Source organism: Blastopirellula marina (assembly GCF_002967715.1).
Lineage (GTDB): Bacteria > Planctomycetota > Planctomycetia > Pirellulales > Pirellulaceae > Bremerella > Bremerella marina_B.
Map to the genome: position 1 here is coordinate 14,171 of NZ_PUIA01000085.1, position 16,339 is coordinate 30,509.

15 protein-coding genes are annotated in these 16,339 nt (G+C 56.3%); 4 read left to right on the top strand and 11 right to left on the bottom strand.

Annotation, left to right across the window (positions count from 1 at the left end):
• Positions 1-32: 32 nt before the first annotated feature.
• Both C5Y96_RS25035 and C5Y96_RS25040 read left to right on the top strand, forming a co-directional pair.
• Complete coding sequence (locus tag C5Y96_RS25035) at positions 33-2,063, top strand: ABC transporter ATP-binding protein (RefSeq protein ID WP_105359132.1); 2,031 nt, start codon at positions 33-35, stop codon at positions 2,061-2,063.
• 149 nt (positions 2,064-2,212) lie between these two features.
• Positions 2,213-2,689, top strand: coding sequence for a carboxypeptidase-like regulatory domain-containing protein (locus tag C5Y96_RS25040; protein ID WP_105359134.1), 477 nt, complete (start codon positions 2,213-2,215; stop codon positions 2,687-2,689).
• 88 nt (positions 2,690-2,777) lie between these two features.
• Here C5Y96_RS25040 and C5Y96_RS25045 read toward each other — a convergent pair whose 3' ends face one another.
• From C5Y96_RS25045 to C5Y96_RS25055, 3 genes are all read right to left on the bottom strand, one after another.
• A complete protein-coding gene (locus C5Y96_RS25045; protein ID WP_105359136.1) occupies positions 2,778-3,863 on the bottom strand; it encodes a DUF1559 domain-containing protein in 1,086 nt (361 codons plus the stop codon).
• A gap of 207 nt (positions 3,864-4,070) precedes the next feature.
• Positions 4,071-4,430: a hypothetical protein gene (locus C5Y96_RS25050; protein WP_105359138.1), complete on the bottom strand. Its 360-nt coding sequence runs from the start codon at positions 4,428-4,430 to the stop codon at positions 4,071-4,073.
• 46 nt (positions 4,431-4,476) lie between these two features.
• Complete coding sequence (locus tag C5Y96_RS25055) at positions 4,477-4,950, bottom strand: thiol-disulfide oxidoreductase DCC family protein (RefSeq protein ID WP_105359140.1); 474 nt, start codon at positions 4,948-4,950, stop codon at positions 4,477-4,479.
• A gap of 280 nt (positions 4,951-5,230) precedes the next feature.
• Between C5Y96_RS25055 and C5Y96_RS25060 the strand changes: the two genes are divergently transcribed.
• Positions 5,231-6,895 carry a hypothetical protein gene (locus C5Y96_RS25060; protein ID WP_146115804.1) on the top strand — a complete coding sequence of 555 codons (1,665 nt, stop codon included), beginning with the start codon at positions 5,231-5,233 and terminating at the stop codon, positions 6,893-6,895.
• Between the two features lie 61 nt (positions 6,896-6,956).
• Here the strand turns inward: C5Y96_RS25060 and C5Y96_RS25065 are convergent, their stop codons facing one another.
• The 5 genes from C5Y96_RS25065 to C5Y96_RS25085 form a co-directional block, all read right to left on the bottom strand.
• The gene (locus tag C5Y96_RS25065) at positions 6,957-7,160 is read right to left on the bottom strand and encodes a hypothetical protein (protein WP_105359144.1); all 204 of its coding nucleotides are present in this window, start codon (positions 7,158-7,160) and stop codon (positions 6,957-6,959) included.
• A 352-nt stretch (positions 7,161-7,512) separates the two neighbouring features.
• The gene (locus C5Y96_RS25070; protein WP_105359146.1) at positions 7,513-8,532 is read right to left on the bottom strand and encodes a 2-oxoacid:ferredoxin oxidoreductase subunit beta; all 1,020 of its coding nucleotides are present in this window, start codon (positions 8,530-8,532) and stop codon (positions 7,513-7,515) included.
• 191 nt (positions 8,533-8,723) lie between these two features.
• Complete coding sequence (locus tag C5Y96_RS25075) at positions 8,724-10,589, bottom strand: 2-oxoacid:acceptor oxidoreductase subunit alpha (RefSeq protein WP_105359148.1); 1,866 nt, start codon at positions 10,587-10,589, stop codon at positions 8,724-8,726.
• An 842-nt stretch (positions 10,590-11,431) separates the two neighbouring features.
• Positions 11,432-12,313 carry a hypothetical protein gene (locus C5Y96_RS25080; RefSeq protein WP_105359150.1) on the bottom strand — a complete coding sequence of 294 codons (882 nt, stop codon included), beginning with the start codon at positions 12,311-12,313 and terminating at the stop codon, positions 11,432-11,434.
• A 59-nt stretch (positions 12,314-12,372) separates the two neighbouring features.
• The gene (locus C5Y96_RS25085) at positions 12,373-13,212 is read right to left on the bottom strand and encodes an alpha/beta hydrolase (protein ID WP_105359153.1); all 840 of its coding nucleotides are present in this window, start codon (positions 13,210-13,212) and stop codon (positions 12,373-12,375) included.
• A gap of 151 nt (positions 13,213-13,363) precedes the next feature.
• Here C5Y96_RS25085 and ribA point away from each other — a divergent pair, with 151 nt between their 5' ends.
• Positions 13,364-14,569: a GTP cyclohydrolase II gene (gene ribA / locus C5Y96_RS25090; RefSeq protein ID WP_105359156.1), complete on the top strand. Its 1,206-nt coding sequence runs from the start codon at positions 13,364-13,366 to the stop codon at positions 14,567-14,569.
• Between the two features lie 3 nt (positions 14,570-14,572).
• Here ribA and C5Y96_RS25095 read toward each other — a convergent pair whose 3' ends face one another.
• The 3 genes from C5Y96_RS25095 to C5Y96_RS25105 are packed head-to-tail and all read right to left on the bottom strand — an operon-like array spanning position 14,573 to position 16,113.
• Positions 14,573-14,848, bottom strand: coding sequence for a hypothetical protein (locus C5Y96_RS25095; protein ID WP_105359158.1), 276 nt, complete (start codon positions 14,846-14,848; stop codon positions 14,573-14,575).
• Positions 14,849-14,859: 11 nt separating this feature from the next.
• Positions 14,860-15,291 carry an RrF2 family transcriptional regulator gene (locus tag C5Y96_RS25100; protein WP_105359160.1) on the bottom strand — a complete coding sequence of 144 codons (432 nt, stop codon included), beginning with the start codon at positions 15,289-15,291 and terminating at the stop codon, positions 14,860-14,862.
• A 3-nt stretch (positions 15,292-15,294) separates the two neighbouring features.
• On the bottom strand, positions 15,295-16,113 hold the full coding sequence (locus C5Y96_RS25105; protein ID WP_105359162.1) for a phosphoadenylyl-sulfate reductase: 819 nt from the start codon (positions 16,111-16,113) through the stop codon (positions 15,295-15,297).
• Between the last annotated feature and the right edge of the window lie 226 nt (positions 16,114-16,339).

Sequence of the window (16,339 nt, forward strand, 5' to 3'; positions counted from 1 at the left end):
GTGCTACTTACCGAGATTGCACGACCCGAAGCATGAAGTATCTGCTGCTCGCGATTCGCCACTGTGTTTCCCATTACCGCTGGTCCATCGTTGGTTCGATCATCTGCTCGTTGATGGTGGGCTTTCTGTGGGGCGCGAATATCGGTGCCGTCTATCCGTTCGCCGAAATCATTTTCGACGGCCAAAGTCTGCACCAATGGGCCGAGCGCGAGACAGTCAACTGTAAAGAACAGATTGCCCATCTCCGCAAGAAAATCGACGGCTACGACGAAGAGATCGCCAAAACGGACGATCCCGTCAAGCGAGCAGAAATCAATCGACATCTGCGCCGCGACGATAGCGCGATGAATGGCTGGGAAGACAAGCTGGCCAACATCGAGAAATCGCAGCCGTGGATCGACGCCTATGCGCCCGAAACCCCGTTCAATACGCTGCTGTTATTGGTCGGCTTCCTACTGGTGGGCACCCTGGTCAAAGGGGTGTTCCTCTCGTTGAGTATGATGCTCGTGGCCCGGGCTACGCAGCTAACGACCCTCGATCTAAAGCACCAGGTATTCGATAAGCTGCTTGATATTCGCCTGGGTAAATCCAACATCTCGACCGGCGATTCGACAACCCGCATGAACGGGGACGTCGGTTCGATCGGTGCCGCACTCGAAATCCTGTTCGGTAAAACCATTCGCGAACCGGTCAAAATGTTTGCCTGCCTGGCCGGTGCCGCCTATATCAACTGGCGACTGTTGATTCTCTCGCTGCTGATCGCTCCGATTGCGGCGTTCGTGCTGTATAAGCTTGCCCGCACGATCAAAGAACTGAACAAGTCTTCGATCCTGATTCAGGCCCGCATTACCGGTTTCTTCCTGCAAGTGATGAATGGCTACTACGTGGTGAAAGCGTACGGCACCGAAGATTACGAACGCAAACGCTTTGAAGCCAAGTCGCGTGAAGCGTATTGGGAACGGGTCAAAATCCAGTTCTTCAACTCGATGGTCCGCGTTAACAACGAAGTGCTGGGTCTGGGCATGGTGTGCCTGTCGATGATTGCTGGTGGCTACCTGGTGCTGAATCAGGAGACGCAGATCTTTGGTATTCCTCTAGCGGATAAGCCAATGGAACTGGGTTCGATCCTCGCTTTTTATGCCTTCCTGATTGGCTGCACCGATCCGCTGCGAAAGCTGGGGGACGTGTTTGGATCGATCCAGGCCGGTATCGCTGCTTCGGAAATGGTCTATCCACTGCTGCAGCAGGAACTGCCGATTCAAGATCCACAGCGTCCTGTTTCGATCGATAGTGTTGGCCGTGACATCACGTTCAAAGAAGTTCAGTTCTGCTATGTTGCCAAGACGCCGGTGCTGAAAAACCTGGACCTGACCATTCACCAAGGCGAGACCGTAGCGATTGTCGGCCCTAACGGCTGCGGCAAGAGCACGCTGATCAACTTGCTGATGCGATTCTACGATCCGGATCTGGGGACGGTGGAAATCGGTGGGACCGACATTCGCCAGTTCCGCCAGCACGACCTGCGATCGCAGATTGCCTTGGTGACGCAGTCGACCGTTTTGTTCGACGAGTCGATCCTCGAAAACATTCGCTACAGCCGCATGGACGCCACCGATGAAGAGGTGCTCAAAGCGGCCAAGCTCGCGTACGTCGATCAGTTTGTCCAGACGCACATGAGCAACGGATACGATACGCTGTGCGGCGATAGCGGCTCGAACCTATCAGGCGGGCAGCGTCAACGGATCTCGATTGCCCGGGCCCTGCTGCGTGACCCTGATATCATCATCATGGACGAGGCGACCAGCCAGATCGACCTGGACAGCGAACGCCTGATTCACGAGAGCCTGAAGAACTGCATCGCCGGTCGAACGGCCATTCTCATCACGCACCGAGCCAGCACGCTGCAACTTGCCGACCGCATCATCGTGATGAATCACGGCCAGATCGAAGCGGCAGGAACGCACGAAGAGCTGATCCAAACCAGCAGCACCTACTGCCGACTGTACGTCGAAGACGAGTCAGAAAACGGGGAAGCGAACTCTCAGAAGCGTTCGGCCGCGTAGCGATGGGCCTCGATCCCAATTGTTAAGAAAGCGACTCGTATCGAGTCGCTTTTTTTGTGCCCACGGTCACTTTTTGCCTTGGCTAGGTTAAACTAATAGGAATACTTTCCAGTATTCTCTCCTTCCCTCCACACCATAGGTAATACCCAATGCCGTTCCACCTTCATGCCAAGATTCTAATGCTTCTGCTTGTCAGTTCGTTCGCCATGTCTTTGGGATGTGGTAGCGAAGTTGCCGACGATCGTCCTGCTCGAGCCAAGGTGACCGGAAAGGTCATGCTCAATGGCGCACCGGTCGAGAACGCTCGCATTCAGTTCCATGCGGTCAATAAATCGCAGGGAGCCATCGGCCAAACAACCGCCGACGGCACATTCACCGTCACGACCTACGTTGCCGGCGACGGTGCGTTGCCAGGCGACTACGTGGTTACCATCAGCAAAGTCGAAGTCCAAGACGGGCTGAGTGAAGACGAGAAACTGAAGATGCAGGAGATGGGTCGCCCGGTCCCCCCTCCGAAGACGAAAGAACACATGCCACCGCAATACACCAAGAGCACGGCATCGCCGCTGAAAGTCACCGTCAAGGCCGGTGAAGAAAACCACTTTGACTTTGACGTGAAGAAGTAGCATCTTCCGCCTTCGACAAGAACATGAAAAAGGCCTCTCGCATCACGAGAGGCCTTTTTGCTTTTACGTATGAAGTGATTCAGTCGCCTTACGGGATCTGAACGCTTTCACCACCGTCGCGGCTACCGATTGCACCCCAAACACCGTAAGGGCTAATACCGCTGTTAACCGGAGCAGCACCGGTGTTACCGGTATCGATCGTCTCAGGAATGAAGCTCACCGAGGCATCACCGAAGGCCACCAGAACACCGCCTGGGTGCTGGCTGGAAGGAGGCAGAACGGCATCGGTCGCATTGTCGTTTCCGTCGTTACCACATGCTGGGGCGTTCGGCGGAAGGATGGTGTTGAAGCCGATATGCGAGGCGGAACCGTGATCGTAACGACCGGCCCAGTTCTGGACCGTTGCCGACGAAATAAACTGACGGCGATTGTTAGGATCGACTGCGTTGTAGCATTCGTTCGGAGCGGTCAAAGGATTGTAACCCGGCGAGGCGATACCACGTCCGATCAACTGCTTGTTGGTCACACCGTACAGGCGTTCGGAAAGCATGGCAGTGTTCGACGTACCGTCAGTGATGCTGGCGAAGGTGATCTTGGCCTTGAGGTTACCGAAGATACCACGCGATTCGTTGACGTCGTTCACACCGCGAGTACCACCGCTGTCGATCGAGTCGCCAACGCTGAACATGTAGTTGGTGGCACCACGCCCGGTGGCCGAGGCGGCGTCGCCGTCCGATGGACACTTAAGCGAAGCGATCTGCACCGAGTAAGGGGTGTAATTGCCAGCGGTACCGTCCCATGGGCATGGCCCCCAAGCAGGATAGCTCGTGCTGTTGAAAGTCGATGCGGTCGACCATTGATCGTACAGTGCGTTCTGTTCAAAGAACGGCAACAAACGCATCCAGCCAGAACCGAATGACCCATTCTTCACCGTGCAGTCTGCACCTTGATCGGTACCGGCACGCTTTGGAGGGAAGGCCAAGTGGATGTCGGCGTAGTTGTGCACCGACAACGCCAATTGCTTCAAATTGTTCGTGCACTGCATGCGGCGAGCCGCTTCGCGGGCTTGTTGGACGGCAGGCAGAAGCAGCGCGATCAAGACACCGATGATCGCAATCACGACCAACAGTTCGACCAGGGTGAATGCGCGCGGATTCCCACGATAGGGTTTCATAGCCAAGTGTTCCTTAGAGTAATGGGGAGGGAGTTCCTGTGGTGCTGGCTGCATTAGGAGGGATTAATAATGCACAAGCCAACCTAGATATTATAACGCAACGAGTAAACTAAGGATAAATAAAGAAACTTTTCTTTAGAAATTAGCTTCACAAACAGGGGGCCAATCACCCCTCCCAAGAGCAGGTAGCTCTGTTTTTCCTACCAGCTAGGCCTGCTTCTTTTGCATCCGCTTGGCGGCTCGTTGCCTCTTCAGACTGGAAAGGATGCTGGCGATCGGCGAGGGGTTCTGACCGTATTTGAACTCCAGCTTCTGGATTTCGGCATGGGCGGCCGCACGGGCCGACTTCTCGGTGAGGAATCCGGTCATGTACGACCGCAGTAGTGGCTCGCCCCCATCGACGCGGACGCTGTAGAGAATGCGGGTCGAGATTGGGCTGGCCGGCCGCTGGGTGATCTCGATCTGGTATTCGAGGAAGGTCTCGACCTGCGGCTTTTGCATGCCGGCACGGCGGACAGATTTGGGTTTCCCAGCTTCGTGGGCGTTGTGCTTGCGGAGATCGAACATTGCCAGGACTCCTTCTTCCTGAAATCAACGATCAGTTGCGTTGAGTCTAAGTTTCCGAATTCTTCTTCGGTCCAAAATGAATCGCACAGGCGTCGCCGCAGTCATCGTCGGAAAGCTTTCCGAATCGATAACGTGCCACGGCAACTTTTTGATAGAGCCAACTCCACAGGGGAAGCGAGCCGGGAATATGCAATAGCGGCATCACCGGCCACAGCATGGCCAAACGACGCGTGAGATACCGAAACGCCCCGGCACCACCATGCTGCCGGCCTTGGGTGTCGACGACCCACATCTCTTCCATCATCTGGTCGTAGGTCAAGTTTGGAGCAACCTCGGCGACCTTCGCGTCGTGAAGCGACAAGAAGGATAGCCGCCGGCCAAAATCGAGCCGGTAGAGAATCCGCACACCGCCGGTGCAGATTCGGCAGTGACCGTCATAGATCACCACGTCGGTGCCTGGCCGATCTTCGGGACTGGGCAGGCTCTTTTTGTCGCTGCGAGTTTGTGTTTGGGTACTCATGACTTGTCATTTCTGGGCTGCCTGACACAGGTAAGGCAAGAATCCGCCAGCAAGGCAAATTCGTCTCATCCAACGTAGGCAACACCACGGTGTTTCTATACTACCCGCAAATTCCAGTGTAATACCACTGCAACTTGAACGCCTAAATCCTACGATTTAGGGGGAAAATAAGTGGTATTTCCTGGCCTATTTCCGCTACACTTACTGATGAACTGATCTAAACGGCGAAATACCCGTAATGGTCCCCCTGCGTGCGACGATTTCAAAAGGACTTGGTTCCATGGAAACTCTTCAGAAGCACATCCGTAAAGCCCAGTGGCGAATGATCTTACAGCAATTCATCGGGCGGCTGATCGTTTGCCTGTCGGTGACGCTGACGCTGGCCGCGATCGCGGTTATTCTGCCCAAGGTCTGGCCGATGGGACTCGATGGCAACATCTGGATGTGGAGCTGGATCGGTGGCGGAGCGGCCGTAGGGCTGATTTCGGCCATCGTCTGGACCTACGTCAGCCGCACTTCGGCTCTGGCGGCTGCCATCGAGCTGGACATTCGCTTTGGCTTGAAGGAACGTGTTTCCAGCTCGCTTTCGATGGACGAAGAAGCCCGGCAGACCCAATGGGGCCAGGCCCTGATGGAAGACGCCACGCGGCAGGTCGAACGCATCGACGTGAACGATCGCTTCCCGGTACGTAGCGGCTGGAACGGTCTGGCACCGGTGCTGATTATCGTTGGTGCCTTGCTGATCGCCCTGTTTGTCCCAGATGCGGTGCTCGATCCCAACACGGCCGAAGCCAACCCGGCCCAACTCGATCCGGAACAAACCAAGGTTGTGAAGAAGACGGCTGACGAGCTTCGCAAAGAGCTTAAAGAGCGTAAAGAGAAAGCCGAAGAAAAGGGGCTGAAGGAAGCCGAAGAGCTGTTCAAGAAGCTGGAAGAAAGCACCAAGGATATTGCCAAGAAGGACAAGGTCGACCAGAAGGACACCTTGCTCGAACTGAACGACCTGGCCAAGGAACTCAAGAAACGCCGCGACGAACTGGCTTCCAGCGAAGAGTTTAAAAAGAAGCTCGAAATGCTGAAGGACCTGCTCAAAGGTGGCCTGGCCGAAGAACTCGCCAAAGCGATGCAGAAAGGCGACCTGCAAAAAGCCCTGGAAGCCATGCAGAACCTACAGAACAAGATGAAGAACGGCGACCTGACCAAGGAAGAACAGCAGGCATTGGCCAAGCAATTGGAAGAGATGGGCAAGAAGCTGGAAGACATCGCCAAGGCCCACGAAGACGCCAAGAAAGCTTTGCAGGAACAAATCAAACAGGCCCAACAGGCAGGCAACCAGGCCGAAGCCGAGCGACTACAGAAGCAGCTCGACCAGATGGGCATGCAAGACGCTCAGATGCAGCGAATGCAGCAGATGGGCAACCAACTGTCGAAGGCCTCGGAAGCTCTGCAGAACGGCCAGCAGAAGCAGGCAGCCGACCAGCTGAACCAGATGGCCAACGAAATGCAGGACCTCCAGGCCCAGCTCGACGAGTTGGAAATGATGGACGAAGCCATGGAACAAATGGAAATGGCTCGCAATCAGATGTGCAAAGCCTGCCAGGGCGGAAAGAACGGAATGATGGGGCAGATGGGTCAAATGGGACGCATGGGCCAGCAACCTGGTAACGGCATGGGTCAGGGACAAGGCCAAGGGGATCGACCGGAAGAAGAAAACGACACCGGTGCCTACGATTCCCAGGTTCGTGCCGATCCTAAGACCGGCCGCGGCGTGATCGTCGACTATGTAGACGGCAAGAACCGAGCTGGCCAGACACTGATCGAAATCAAGTCCGCCATGGAATCGGAATCGTCCCTCAACAGCGATGCGTTGACCGAAACGCGACTCTCGAAGGATCACCAGGAAAACGCCCAGGAATACTTCGATATGGTCCGCGAAGGACGCTAAGCCCTGCCGGCAGACAAACTAAAAGCATAAGCGGCGACCGAGACTCGGTCGCCGTTTTTTATTAGCCGTGCATCCGCTTGGGGATGGTAAAGCTGTACAGAATGACGATGGCCCCGCTGGACATCATGCTCCAAGGTGCCCAGTCAGGCGGCGTAAACGCCTTGGGGCCTCCTTCGGCGGCCATCATGGCCGAATCAACGATCAGGCACTCAGCCCCGACGATGATCAACGTGATGCCAACTGCCAAAAATAGCGATCGCCACATGGCAAATTCCCTCTTTCCTCCGTGTCTTCCACTTCGGCCTGAAATACGTCAGACCGCAGGGCGATCGTTCGCCCGAATGATTCGTTGTCTTTCTTATCGGACAGCCACCGGGGGATAGCTAGCGTGAAAACTCAACTGCCAGCGCAGTCGTCATAACCCCTTTCTTGCCCCTCTCCTCTGAGGGGAGAGGGTTAGGGTGAGGGAGGTTTTCACAAGCGTCAAGAAACGAAAAAGCACCGCTTGAAACGAATGTCATGCGGTGCTTGTTTTGGAATGATTATCTCAGCTTCGCCCCCTCACCCTAGCCTTCTCCCCGCCGGGGCGAAGGGACCAGACAAGGCTGGGGCGTGCGTTAGTCGACGATCCAGGTGTCGCCAGAGTTGAACAGCTTATCGAGGCTGGCTTCGCCGCGGGCTTCCTTGGCTTGCTGAACTTGGTAGTTGATGGCGTCGTCGTAGCATGGGGCATCGACATCACGCAGCACGCCAATTGGTTCAGGGAACTCAGGGTGCGACATGCGAGTCAGCAGGTAAGCCAGCGTCGGATCGTTCGTCTTTTCGTCGTGGAAAAGAAGATCGTCTTCGCTGATGCCTTTGCCCAGTTCGACTACTTCCGGAGTCATGCCATTCAGGCGGATACCCTTGTCGCGATCCTTACCGAAGATCAGCGGCTTGCCGTGTTCCAGTTCAAGCACGGTCTCGGCCTTGGTGTCTTTGTCGGTCGCCCACTTGTAAGCGCCGTCGTTGAACACGTTGCAGTTCTGGTAAACCTCGACAAACGAAACACCCTTGTGCGCCACGGCGCGTTCCAGCGTTTCGGTCAGGTGCTTGATGTGGACGTCGATCGAGCGAGCCACGAAGGTCGCTTCGCACGAGATGGCCACCGAAAGGGGATGAATCGGGTTATCGATTGCGCCCATCGGCGTACTCTTGGTGATCTTCCCCTTTTCAGAGGTCGGCGAGTACTGCCCCTTGGTCAAACCATAAATGCGGTTGTTGAACAGGATGATGTTCAGGTTCACATTACGACGCAACACGTGCATCAGGTGGTTACCACCGATCGAAAGCGCGTCGCCGTCGCCGGTGATGACGAAGACGGTCAGGTCCTGCCGCGAAGACTTGAGCCCAGTCGCGAACGCCGGAGCACGACCATGCACGCTGTGCATGCCGTAGGTGTTCATGTAGTAAGGGAAGCGGCTGCTGCAACCGATACCGCTGACGAAGACGGTGTCTTCGCGGCTCATGTTGAGGTTCGACATGACCTTTTTCATTTGGGCCAAAATCGAGTAGTCACCGCATCCAGGGCACCAACGCACGTCCTGGTCGGTGCCGTAGTCCGCGGGCTTCAATACTGGCAGTTCTGCGGATGCCATGGTGGATCTTTTCTCTATCATTGGAGGTTTGCAATCAAGTGTGTGATATGGGTGTCACCTTAGTCCCCTCGCCAGTGAGGGGAGAGGTTTGGGGTGAGGGGTTTTGCATTTTCCAGGTGGGTAAGCGGGCACTTGATTCGCCCTCTCACCCTAGCCCTCTCCCCGTAGGGGCGAGAGGGAACATGCTTGGGTTAGTCCAACATTGACTCGATCTTTTCGGCGATCTCGGTCGTGGTGAAAGGCTTGCCTTGCACCTTGTTTAATCCGACTGCGTCTACCAGGAACTTGTCGCGAAGCAACATTCGCAGTTGGCCCAGGTTCAATTCCGGAACCAGCACTTTGTCGAACTGCGAAAGCAACTGGCCCAGGTTACGCGGGAACGGGTTGAGGTAACGCACATGAGCGTGGCTGACCGACTTGCCTTGGGCTTGGAGTCGGGCAACGGCCGTGCGGCACGAACCATAAGTTCCGCCCCAACTGACGACCAACACCTTGCCGCTGTCGCTGCCCATCACCTCTTGCGGTGGAACCGCTTCGGCAATGTTGGCAACCTTCTTGGCACGGGTCAGCACCATGTGATGGTGGTTTTGCGGATCGTAGCTAACGTTACCGGTACCATCCTGTTTTTCGAGACCACCAACGCGGTGCATCAAGCCAGGAGTACCTGGAATCGCCCATGGACGGGCCAGCTCTTCGTTTCGCTTGTAGGCCATAAACGGCGGATCGTCTTCGTTACGCGGGCCAGGATGCGAAACTTCGATCTTCGGTAGATCGGCCATGTTCGGAATCCGCCACGGCTCGCTACCGTTGGCAATGTAGCCGTCGGTCAGGATGACGATTGGCGTCATGAAACGCGTTGCGATTCGCCAGGCTTCGATGGCCACGTCGAAACAGTCAGCAGGGCTGCGGGCCGCGATGATCGGTATCGGCGATTCGCCGTTTCGGCCGAACATGGCTTGCAGCAAGTCGGCCTGCTCGGTCTTGGTTGGCAGACCGGTGCTGGGTCCACCACGCTGAACGTCGACGATCACCAGGGGCAGTTCCAGCATCATCGCCAGGCCCATCGCTTCACCCTTGAGGGCCATACCGGGGCCACTGGTCGTGGTGAGTGCCATCTCGCCACCGTAGGCCGCACCAATCGCAGCACAAACGGCTGCGATCTCGTCTTCGGCCTGGAAGGTCAGCACGTCGTAGTTCTTGTACTTGCTCAGTTCGTGCAGAATGTCACTGGCTGGCGTGATCGGGTACGAACCAAGGAACAGCTTCTTCTCGCTCAGCTTGGCCGCACTGATCAAGCCCCAAGCGAGTGCCTGGTTGCCGGTCATGTTGCGATATTTGCCTGGTGGCAGCTTGGCCTTTTCGACCGAGTAGCTGCTGCGGAAAGCGTCGGTCGTCTCGCCGAAGTTATAACCGGCTTTCAAAGCGCGGCGGTTGGCTTCAGCAATGGCCGGCAGCTTCGAGAACTTGGCATCGATGAATCGCAGGGTCGGCTCCATCGAGCGACCATACAGCCAGAAGACCAGGCCCATCGCAAAGAAGTTACGGCAGCGGTCCGCTTCCTTCTGGCTCAGGTCGAGCCCTTCCACGGCACCACGGGTCATGCTGGTCATGGGGACCGAGAAAACCTGGTAGGCGGTGAGCGAATCGTCTTCGATCGGGTTGTTTTCGTAACCGGCCTGACCAAGCGCCTTCTTGTCGAACGCGTTGCTGTTGACGATCAGCACGCCGTTGCGCTTCAGGTCGCCCAGGTTGGTTTTGAGGGCCGCGGGATTCATGGCCACGAGCGCATCGACCGTTTCGCCTGGGGTGAAAATATCGTGCGAGGCGAAGTGAATCTGGAAACCACTCACGCCAGCCAGCGTTCCACGCGGAGCACGGATTTCAGCCGGGAAGTCAGGGAAGGTCGCAATGTCGTTACCGGCCAGGGCCGAGGTATTCGAGAACTGCGTACCGGCCAATTGCATACCGTCGCCAGAGTCGCCGCAGAAGCGCACAGTGGCTTCTTCCAAAGGCTGAATCTCTTTTACGACCGTCGTTTCATCAGTAGTGGTGGACATGGTTTATCGGGCAATCCGAGCAACAACAGGGTTTCTATGGGTATTATGGAAAAGCGCGAGTTCGCGGCAAATTTCGCGTCGTTCGCACTGTTCAATCAGGTTGGTTCTGCGATGACAGGCAGTGAGTGATGATTCGAAATTTCGTGATTTACTACTCAACCAAATGTTATCAATGTCTGCCACGCAATTTGGGCTCGCATTCCTCCCAAAACGGGAAGTCAGCTGGCAGAAGAGAGGCTGTTTTCCCGAATCAGGCGAATTCAAACCCAGTCGCTGGGGATCGCCTGCAGATCGGGTTTGCTGGAGGAAGTCGACGAAGCGGGTAGTCCACCGATTGGTATCGATCGGGGATGCCGGTAACGACCAGAAACTGACATCTGCGATGGGGCTCGCAAACGCGTCAGCTTGCCTGGGCCGAACGGACTTTGCTTCGTGGTTCATAGCCACCAGGGCAAAAGCCGATTGACCGCTGCTATCAATAGCAGCAGTCCGCCTTCAATCTTTCTGTTGATTTCCGAACTTCCAACAGCCTCGCAAAACTGCGCTAACTAATTGAAATTTCGACGGTGTCCCCGCTTTTTATGAGGCAATTTTGCCGGTTATGCCGATTTTTCGGGGTTCGCGTAACCGTATAGTCTAGCAATGTCCCCCAATCGGTAGAACAAGCCGACCTGCGAAACATGGGTAAAACCGGGAGAAATTACCGCAATTTACACCAAATTGGACAACGTCATCCATTTTATGGTTCGCGTCCGAAGTGGGAAATACCAATCACGATAGCAACCGACCATTTTGGTGGATATTCAGAGTAGGCACCGCATCACAGCATCTGGGTGCCATGCCTAATCGTCGAAGTCGCCGAATTTCGGCGGGCGGCCTTCTTTCTCGTAGAACTTCGAGAGATCGATCCCGCCGCGATTCTCATCTTCCAGAAGCTTGATGCGGGCCTCCATCCGTTCCATTCGCCGCATCATTTGCGGGATGAGGAACAGCTCTTCGTCCATCTTCTTTTTAGACGGCACTTTCGGATAGCCAAGCTGGCGTTGCAAGGCGGAAAACAGCAGCAGCGGGTCTCGCTTGCGGTTGGCCAGGGCAATGCGTCCTTCGCGCTCGCCAAACAGCGTGGGGTAATCGTCCCCTGGCAGCTTGCCGCCGCGGCGTTTCTGCTGCGTGATGTAATGCTCGCTGCGCAGGTAGATCATGTCGGCGATATCGATCAGCCCGATCCGCCGACGATTGACCTCGAGGAATTGCCGCCAGTTCTCGTCGTACATCGGGTCGATGGCCATCGCGGCGAAGCCGTTGTCGTACTTCAAACGGTGCCGACAGATGGTCTCGAACTGGTAGAGAAACAAGCTTTGCGGAGTCGCGTGATCGGCCCGGAGTTTGACCTCGTACTTTAAAATTTCGAGGCCTGTCTGAAAGTCGAACCGCCCTCGATCGTCTTCCGCCGACTCGACAATAAAGGTCTGAAAGCCGGTGAAATAGTGGGCCAGACGCTTCATCGCCGGGTGAAACTGGCCACTGTGACGCAGTTCGGCCGCCATGAAGTCGATGGCCATCGGCAGCTTGGTCGTGACGAGAATCTCATCACGAACCGACTTCAGAATCTCTTGCATCGGGCGGTTGTCGGCCAGCCCTGCCTGAATTCCTTCGAAGAAGTGCCGCTGCTCAACAAATTCTTCGGCCTCCAACTCAGGGGATGACTGCGCCTCGTCACTCATCTTTGGCGGATAACTCTCACAGACAGGGGATGACTCTTTTCCCAAAGGGAACGACGAAACTACGACTTCCCGAGTTTGAGATGTCCGTCCAGGAATTTCAATGCCTCTCGCTTGGCGGCGGGATCGATGAACGTTCCCAGGTGCCCGCGCCCTTCCAGCTTGTAGAAGGTGGTCGGGATGCCCAACGCAGTGAGTTTGTCGTGCATGACCTCGGCATTCCGCATCGGAACGACACTATCCTGCGTTCCATGAAAAAAGAAAATCGGAGGACACTTGGCCGTCACATGGGTTAGTGGCGATGCTTCTTCGTAGGTACCAGGCACGTCAGCTCGCGACCCGCCGAGAAAGAATTTCAGCCGTTCGCTTTGGGGTGGCTCGCAGGTGAAATCGCACGGAGCACCCCCAGCGACGACCGCTTTCAGCTGCGGCACGCCGGCCCCCTTCTCAGCTTCAACGGTCGCCACAAGACACGCCAGATGGCCACCGGCCGAGTAGCCCCAGCCGCCCATGCGATTAGTATCTAACTGATACTGGTCGGCATGCGTGACCAGCCAGTTGAGCGCTGACTGACAGTCTTCCAGTTGAGCTGGGAAAATGTGATTGGGGGCGAAACGATACGTAATTGTCGCCACCGCGTAGCCGTTATTGGCCAGGAACAACGCATGCGTTGTCATATGACTTCGCGAACCTCCGACCCACGCTCCGCCATGAATCATGAGGATGGTCGGGTAGGGTCCTTCGCCTGGGGGCAAATAGAGATCGGCCTTGAGCGTCTTGCCTTCCCGCTCGGCGAAAACGAGATTGGGCACCTTGCGAATCGAAGGAGATTCGGCCATCGCCGGGGCCGCTATGGCCGCAAAAGCAAAAAACGCAACGAATATTGTTTTCCAAGCAGTCACTACGGACTCCGTCAAGGTGAACTATGCCGCAAAGGTGCGGGTCCTATAATGAGTTATTCCGCCGACGTTGCCCAATATTAACCCCGAGGATCGTGCAGGGCATCCCTTTTTCCATCGGCGATGCCCCGTGTCTATCAGGAGAGTGCTTCCCGTGAGCAACCGATTTTCCACCGTGCAAGCGGCCGTCGATGCGATCAAAGCTGGCAAAGTCATCATTGTGGTCGATGCCGAAGATCGGGAAAACGAAGGAGATTTCGTCGCTGCTGCGGAAAAAACGACCCCCGAAGTGGTGAATTTCATGATCACCCAGGGGCGCGGTTTGCTATGCACGGCTTGCCTGCCGGATGTGTGCGAACGCCTGGAACTGACCCCGCTGGTCGAGAACAACAACGCCCCGCTGCGTACGGCCTTCACGACCCCCATCGACCACAAGAACGCCAAAACCGGCATCACGGCCAAAGAACGCTCGGAAACGATCATGTCCATGGTCGACCACAATTCAACCGCCGACGACTTCGTCCGGCCTGGCCACGTTTACCCCCTGCTGGCCAAAGAAGGGGGCGTGCTGCGTCGCGCCGGGCACACCGAAGCAGCGGTCGATCTGGCCCGCATGGCTGGCCTGACCCCGGCAGGTTCGCTGTGCGAGATCCTCAACGAAGAAGGAGACCGAGCATCGCGTGAAGAACTGATCGCCATCGCCGAGAAGTTCAACCTCGAGATCATCTCCATCGAACAGCTCATCCGCCATCGCCGCGTGAACGAGAAGCTGGTCGAACGCGGCGCAGAAGCGAAGCTGCCGACAACCTTCGGCGAGTTCGACATCATCGTCTACGACGTCAAGTACGAAACGCAGGAACCGGTGGCGATCGCCATGGGGGATCTCTCTTCGGTCGAAGCCCCACTGGTTCGCTTGCACAGCAGTTGCTTCACGGGGGACCTGATCAACTCGCTGCGCTGCGACTGTGGCGATCAGCTGAAAATGGCCCTGCAGCGAATCAGCGAAGAGGGGGTGGGGGCTTTGATCTACCTGCCGCAGGAAGGACGCGGCATCGGTCTGAAAGCGAAGATCCGAGCCTACGCCCTGCAAGACCAGGGGCTCGATACGGTCGAAGCGAATCATGCCCTTGGCTTCAAGAGCGACATGCGCGACTACGGCGTGGGGATTCAGATTCTGAAAGACCTGGGCCTATCGAAGATTCGTCTGCTGACGAACAACCCGAAGAAGACCGACGCATTCATCTACGGCGGCTTCGACCTGGAAGTGGTCGATCAGGTTCCGATTCACCCCGAACCAAACCCACACAACCAGAAATACCTGGATACGAAGCGCGACAAAATGGGACATCGCTTGCCGTAGCGTTTAGTTCCGCACCATGCACATGCTGGCGATGAGTTCGCCGTTGCGGACGATGGCCAGGCCGGCGTCGCCGCGGTTGTTGGCCCAGTGGCTGTTAGGCGAAGAGTAATTCCACAGTTCGTCCCCTGGCTGCATCTTTTGAAACAGAGGAGCAGCCTGGTTGAGGTAGTGGTTGGCGACCGCCGCGACCTGAGGATCGGGGTTGTTGCACGTGGCCATGATCTCTTGCAGCGTGGTGGGCGCGGTGAGCCACTCTTTGGGGATTAGGTGCGAGTCCATCGAGACCCCTTCTAGATGTAAAACATTTCGTCGGGTTGTTCGGCGACGCGTGCGGCCAGATTGGCCAGCGTCACCTCTTCCAGAAGCTTCGTGCGTGCCTGACTGATTTGCCCCCACACACCACACAATGCTTCGGTCGCTGGCGTTGGCTTTTGCAGATTCGATTCGGTCTGATCGCCGTTCCCTTCGATGACCTGAAAAATATCGGCCAAGGTAATACGATCGGGTGCCTGAGCCAACCGATAGCCACCGGCAGAGCCACGCGAGGTGAGCACCAGGCCGGCAGCTTTAAGCTGGGCCATAATCTGCACGAGAAACGGCTGCGGGATACCTTGGGCCTCGACGATCTCGCGCAGCCGAGCTGGTTGACCCGATTCATACCGGGCTGCCAGTTCGATCATCGCGATGCATGCGTATTCGGTTTTCGCCGAGACTGTCATCATTGCCTACGCGTTGGGGCTATCGTCTTCCATCGTGTGCAAACCGCACTCGGTCTTGGCGGTACCGCTCCAACGACCGGCTCGTTCGTCTTCGCCGGCCAGTACGGCCCGCGTGCAGGGCCAGCAGCCAATGCTGGTGTAGCCTTGATCGTGGAGCACGTTGTACGGAATGCCATGTTCGGTGATCATCCTCCAAACCCAGCTTTTGCTCTGGTTGGCCAGCGGGTTGATCTTCACCAGGCCGAACTTCTTATCCCAGCCGACGATGCTGGCCTTGGCTCGGTCTTCGCTTTGATCGCGGCGAATCGCACTGATCCAGGCATGCTTCCCTTCCGCACCACGCTTGAGGACCTTGATCTTGCGATCGAAGCAGCACTGCGTGGGGTTCGTCTTATAGAGGGGTCCGCCGTGGATTTGTTCGTACTCTTCGACCGTGTGTTCCGGCTGCAACAGTTCGACATCGATGCCGAACTTCTCGCGAATCTGGTCGCGAACGTCGAGCGTTTCCTGGAACTGGTAGCCTGTGTCGAGGTTAAAGACGGGCGTTTGAGGGGCGACCTGGGAAAGGAGGTAAAGAATGACGCACCCCTCCGGACCAAAAGCGGTACCCATGGTCAATTTCAAGCCGAAGCGCTCGGCACCCCAGCGGATGATCTCTTCCGGGGTGGCCGATTCAAGCCGCTGGGAGGCTTCCGCCAGCTCGGCCATCAGCTCAGGCGTGGGTTGTAGCATTTCGGAAGTTGTTTGCTGCTGGGGAGTTACTTCACCGGCCGACATGGCATTCACTTCAATCGGGACCACCGAGGTAAGGCTAATTGCTGGCATAGGTTATGCTTCCTATGGGTTCATTGTTAACTATCATGACCAACTTAGTCAACAATGGGTTCGATGCTGAAAGATTACATCGGTTACGGTCCGTGGTGAACTTCACGACGATTTGTGACGGTTGTGCTGTCTGAGACGGAGTTTGAAGTTTTCAGTGTTCCGTTTTCAGTAGGATTGGCGTAGCACGATCCTCTTACTGAAAACTGAAAACTTCACACTGAAAACG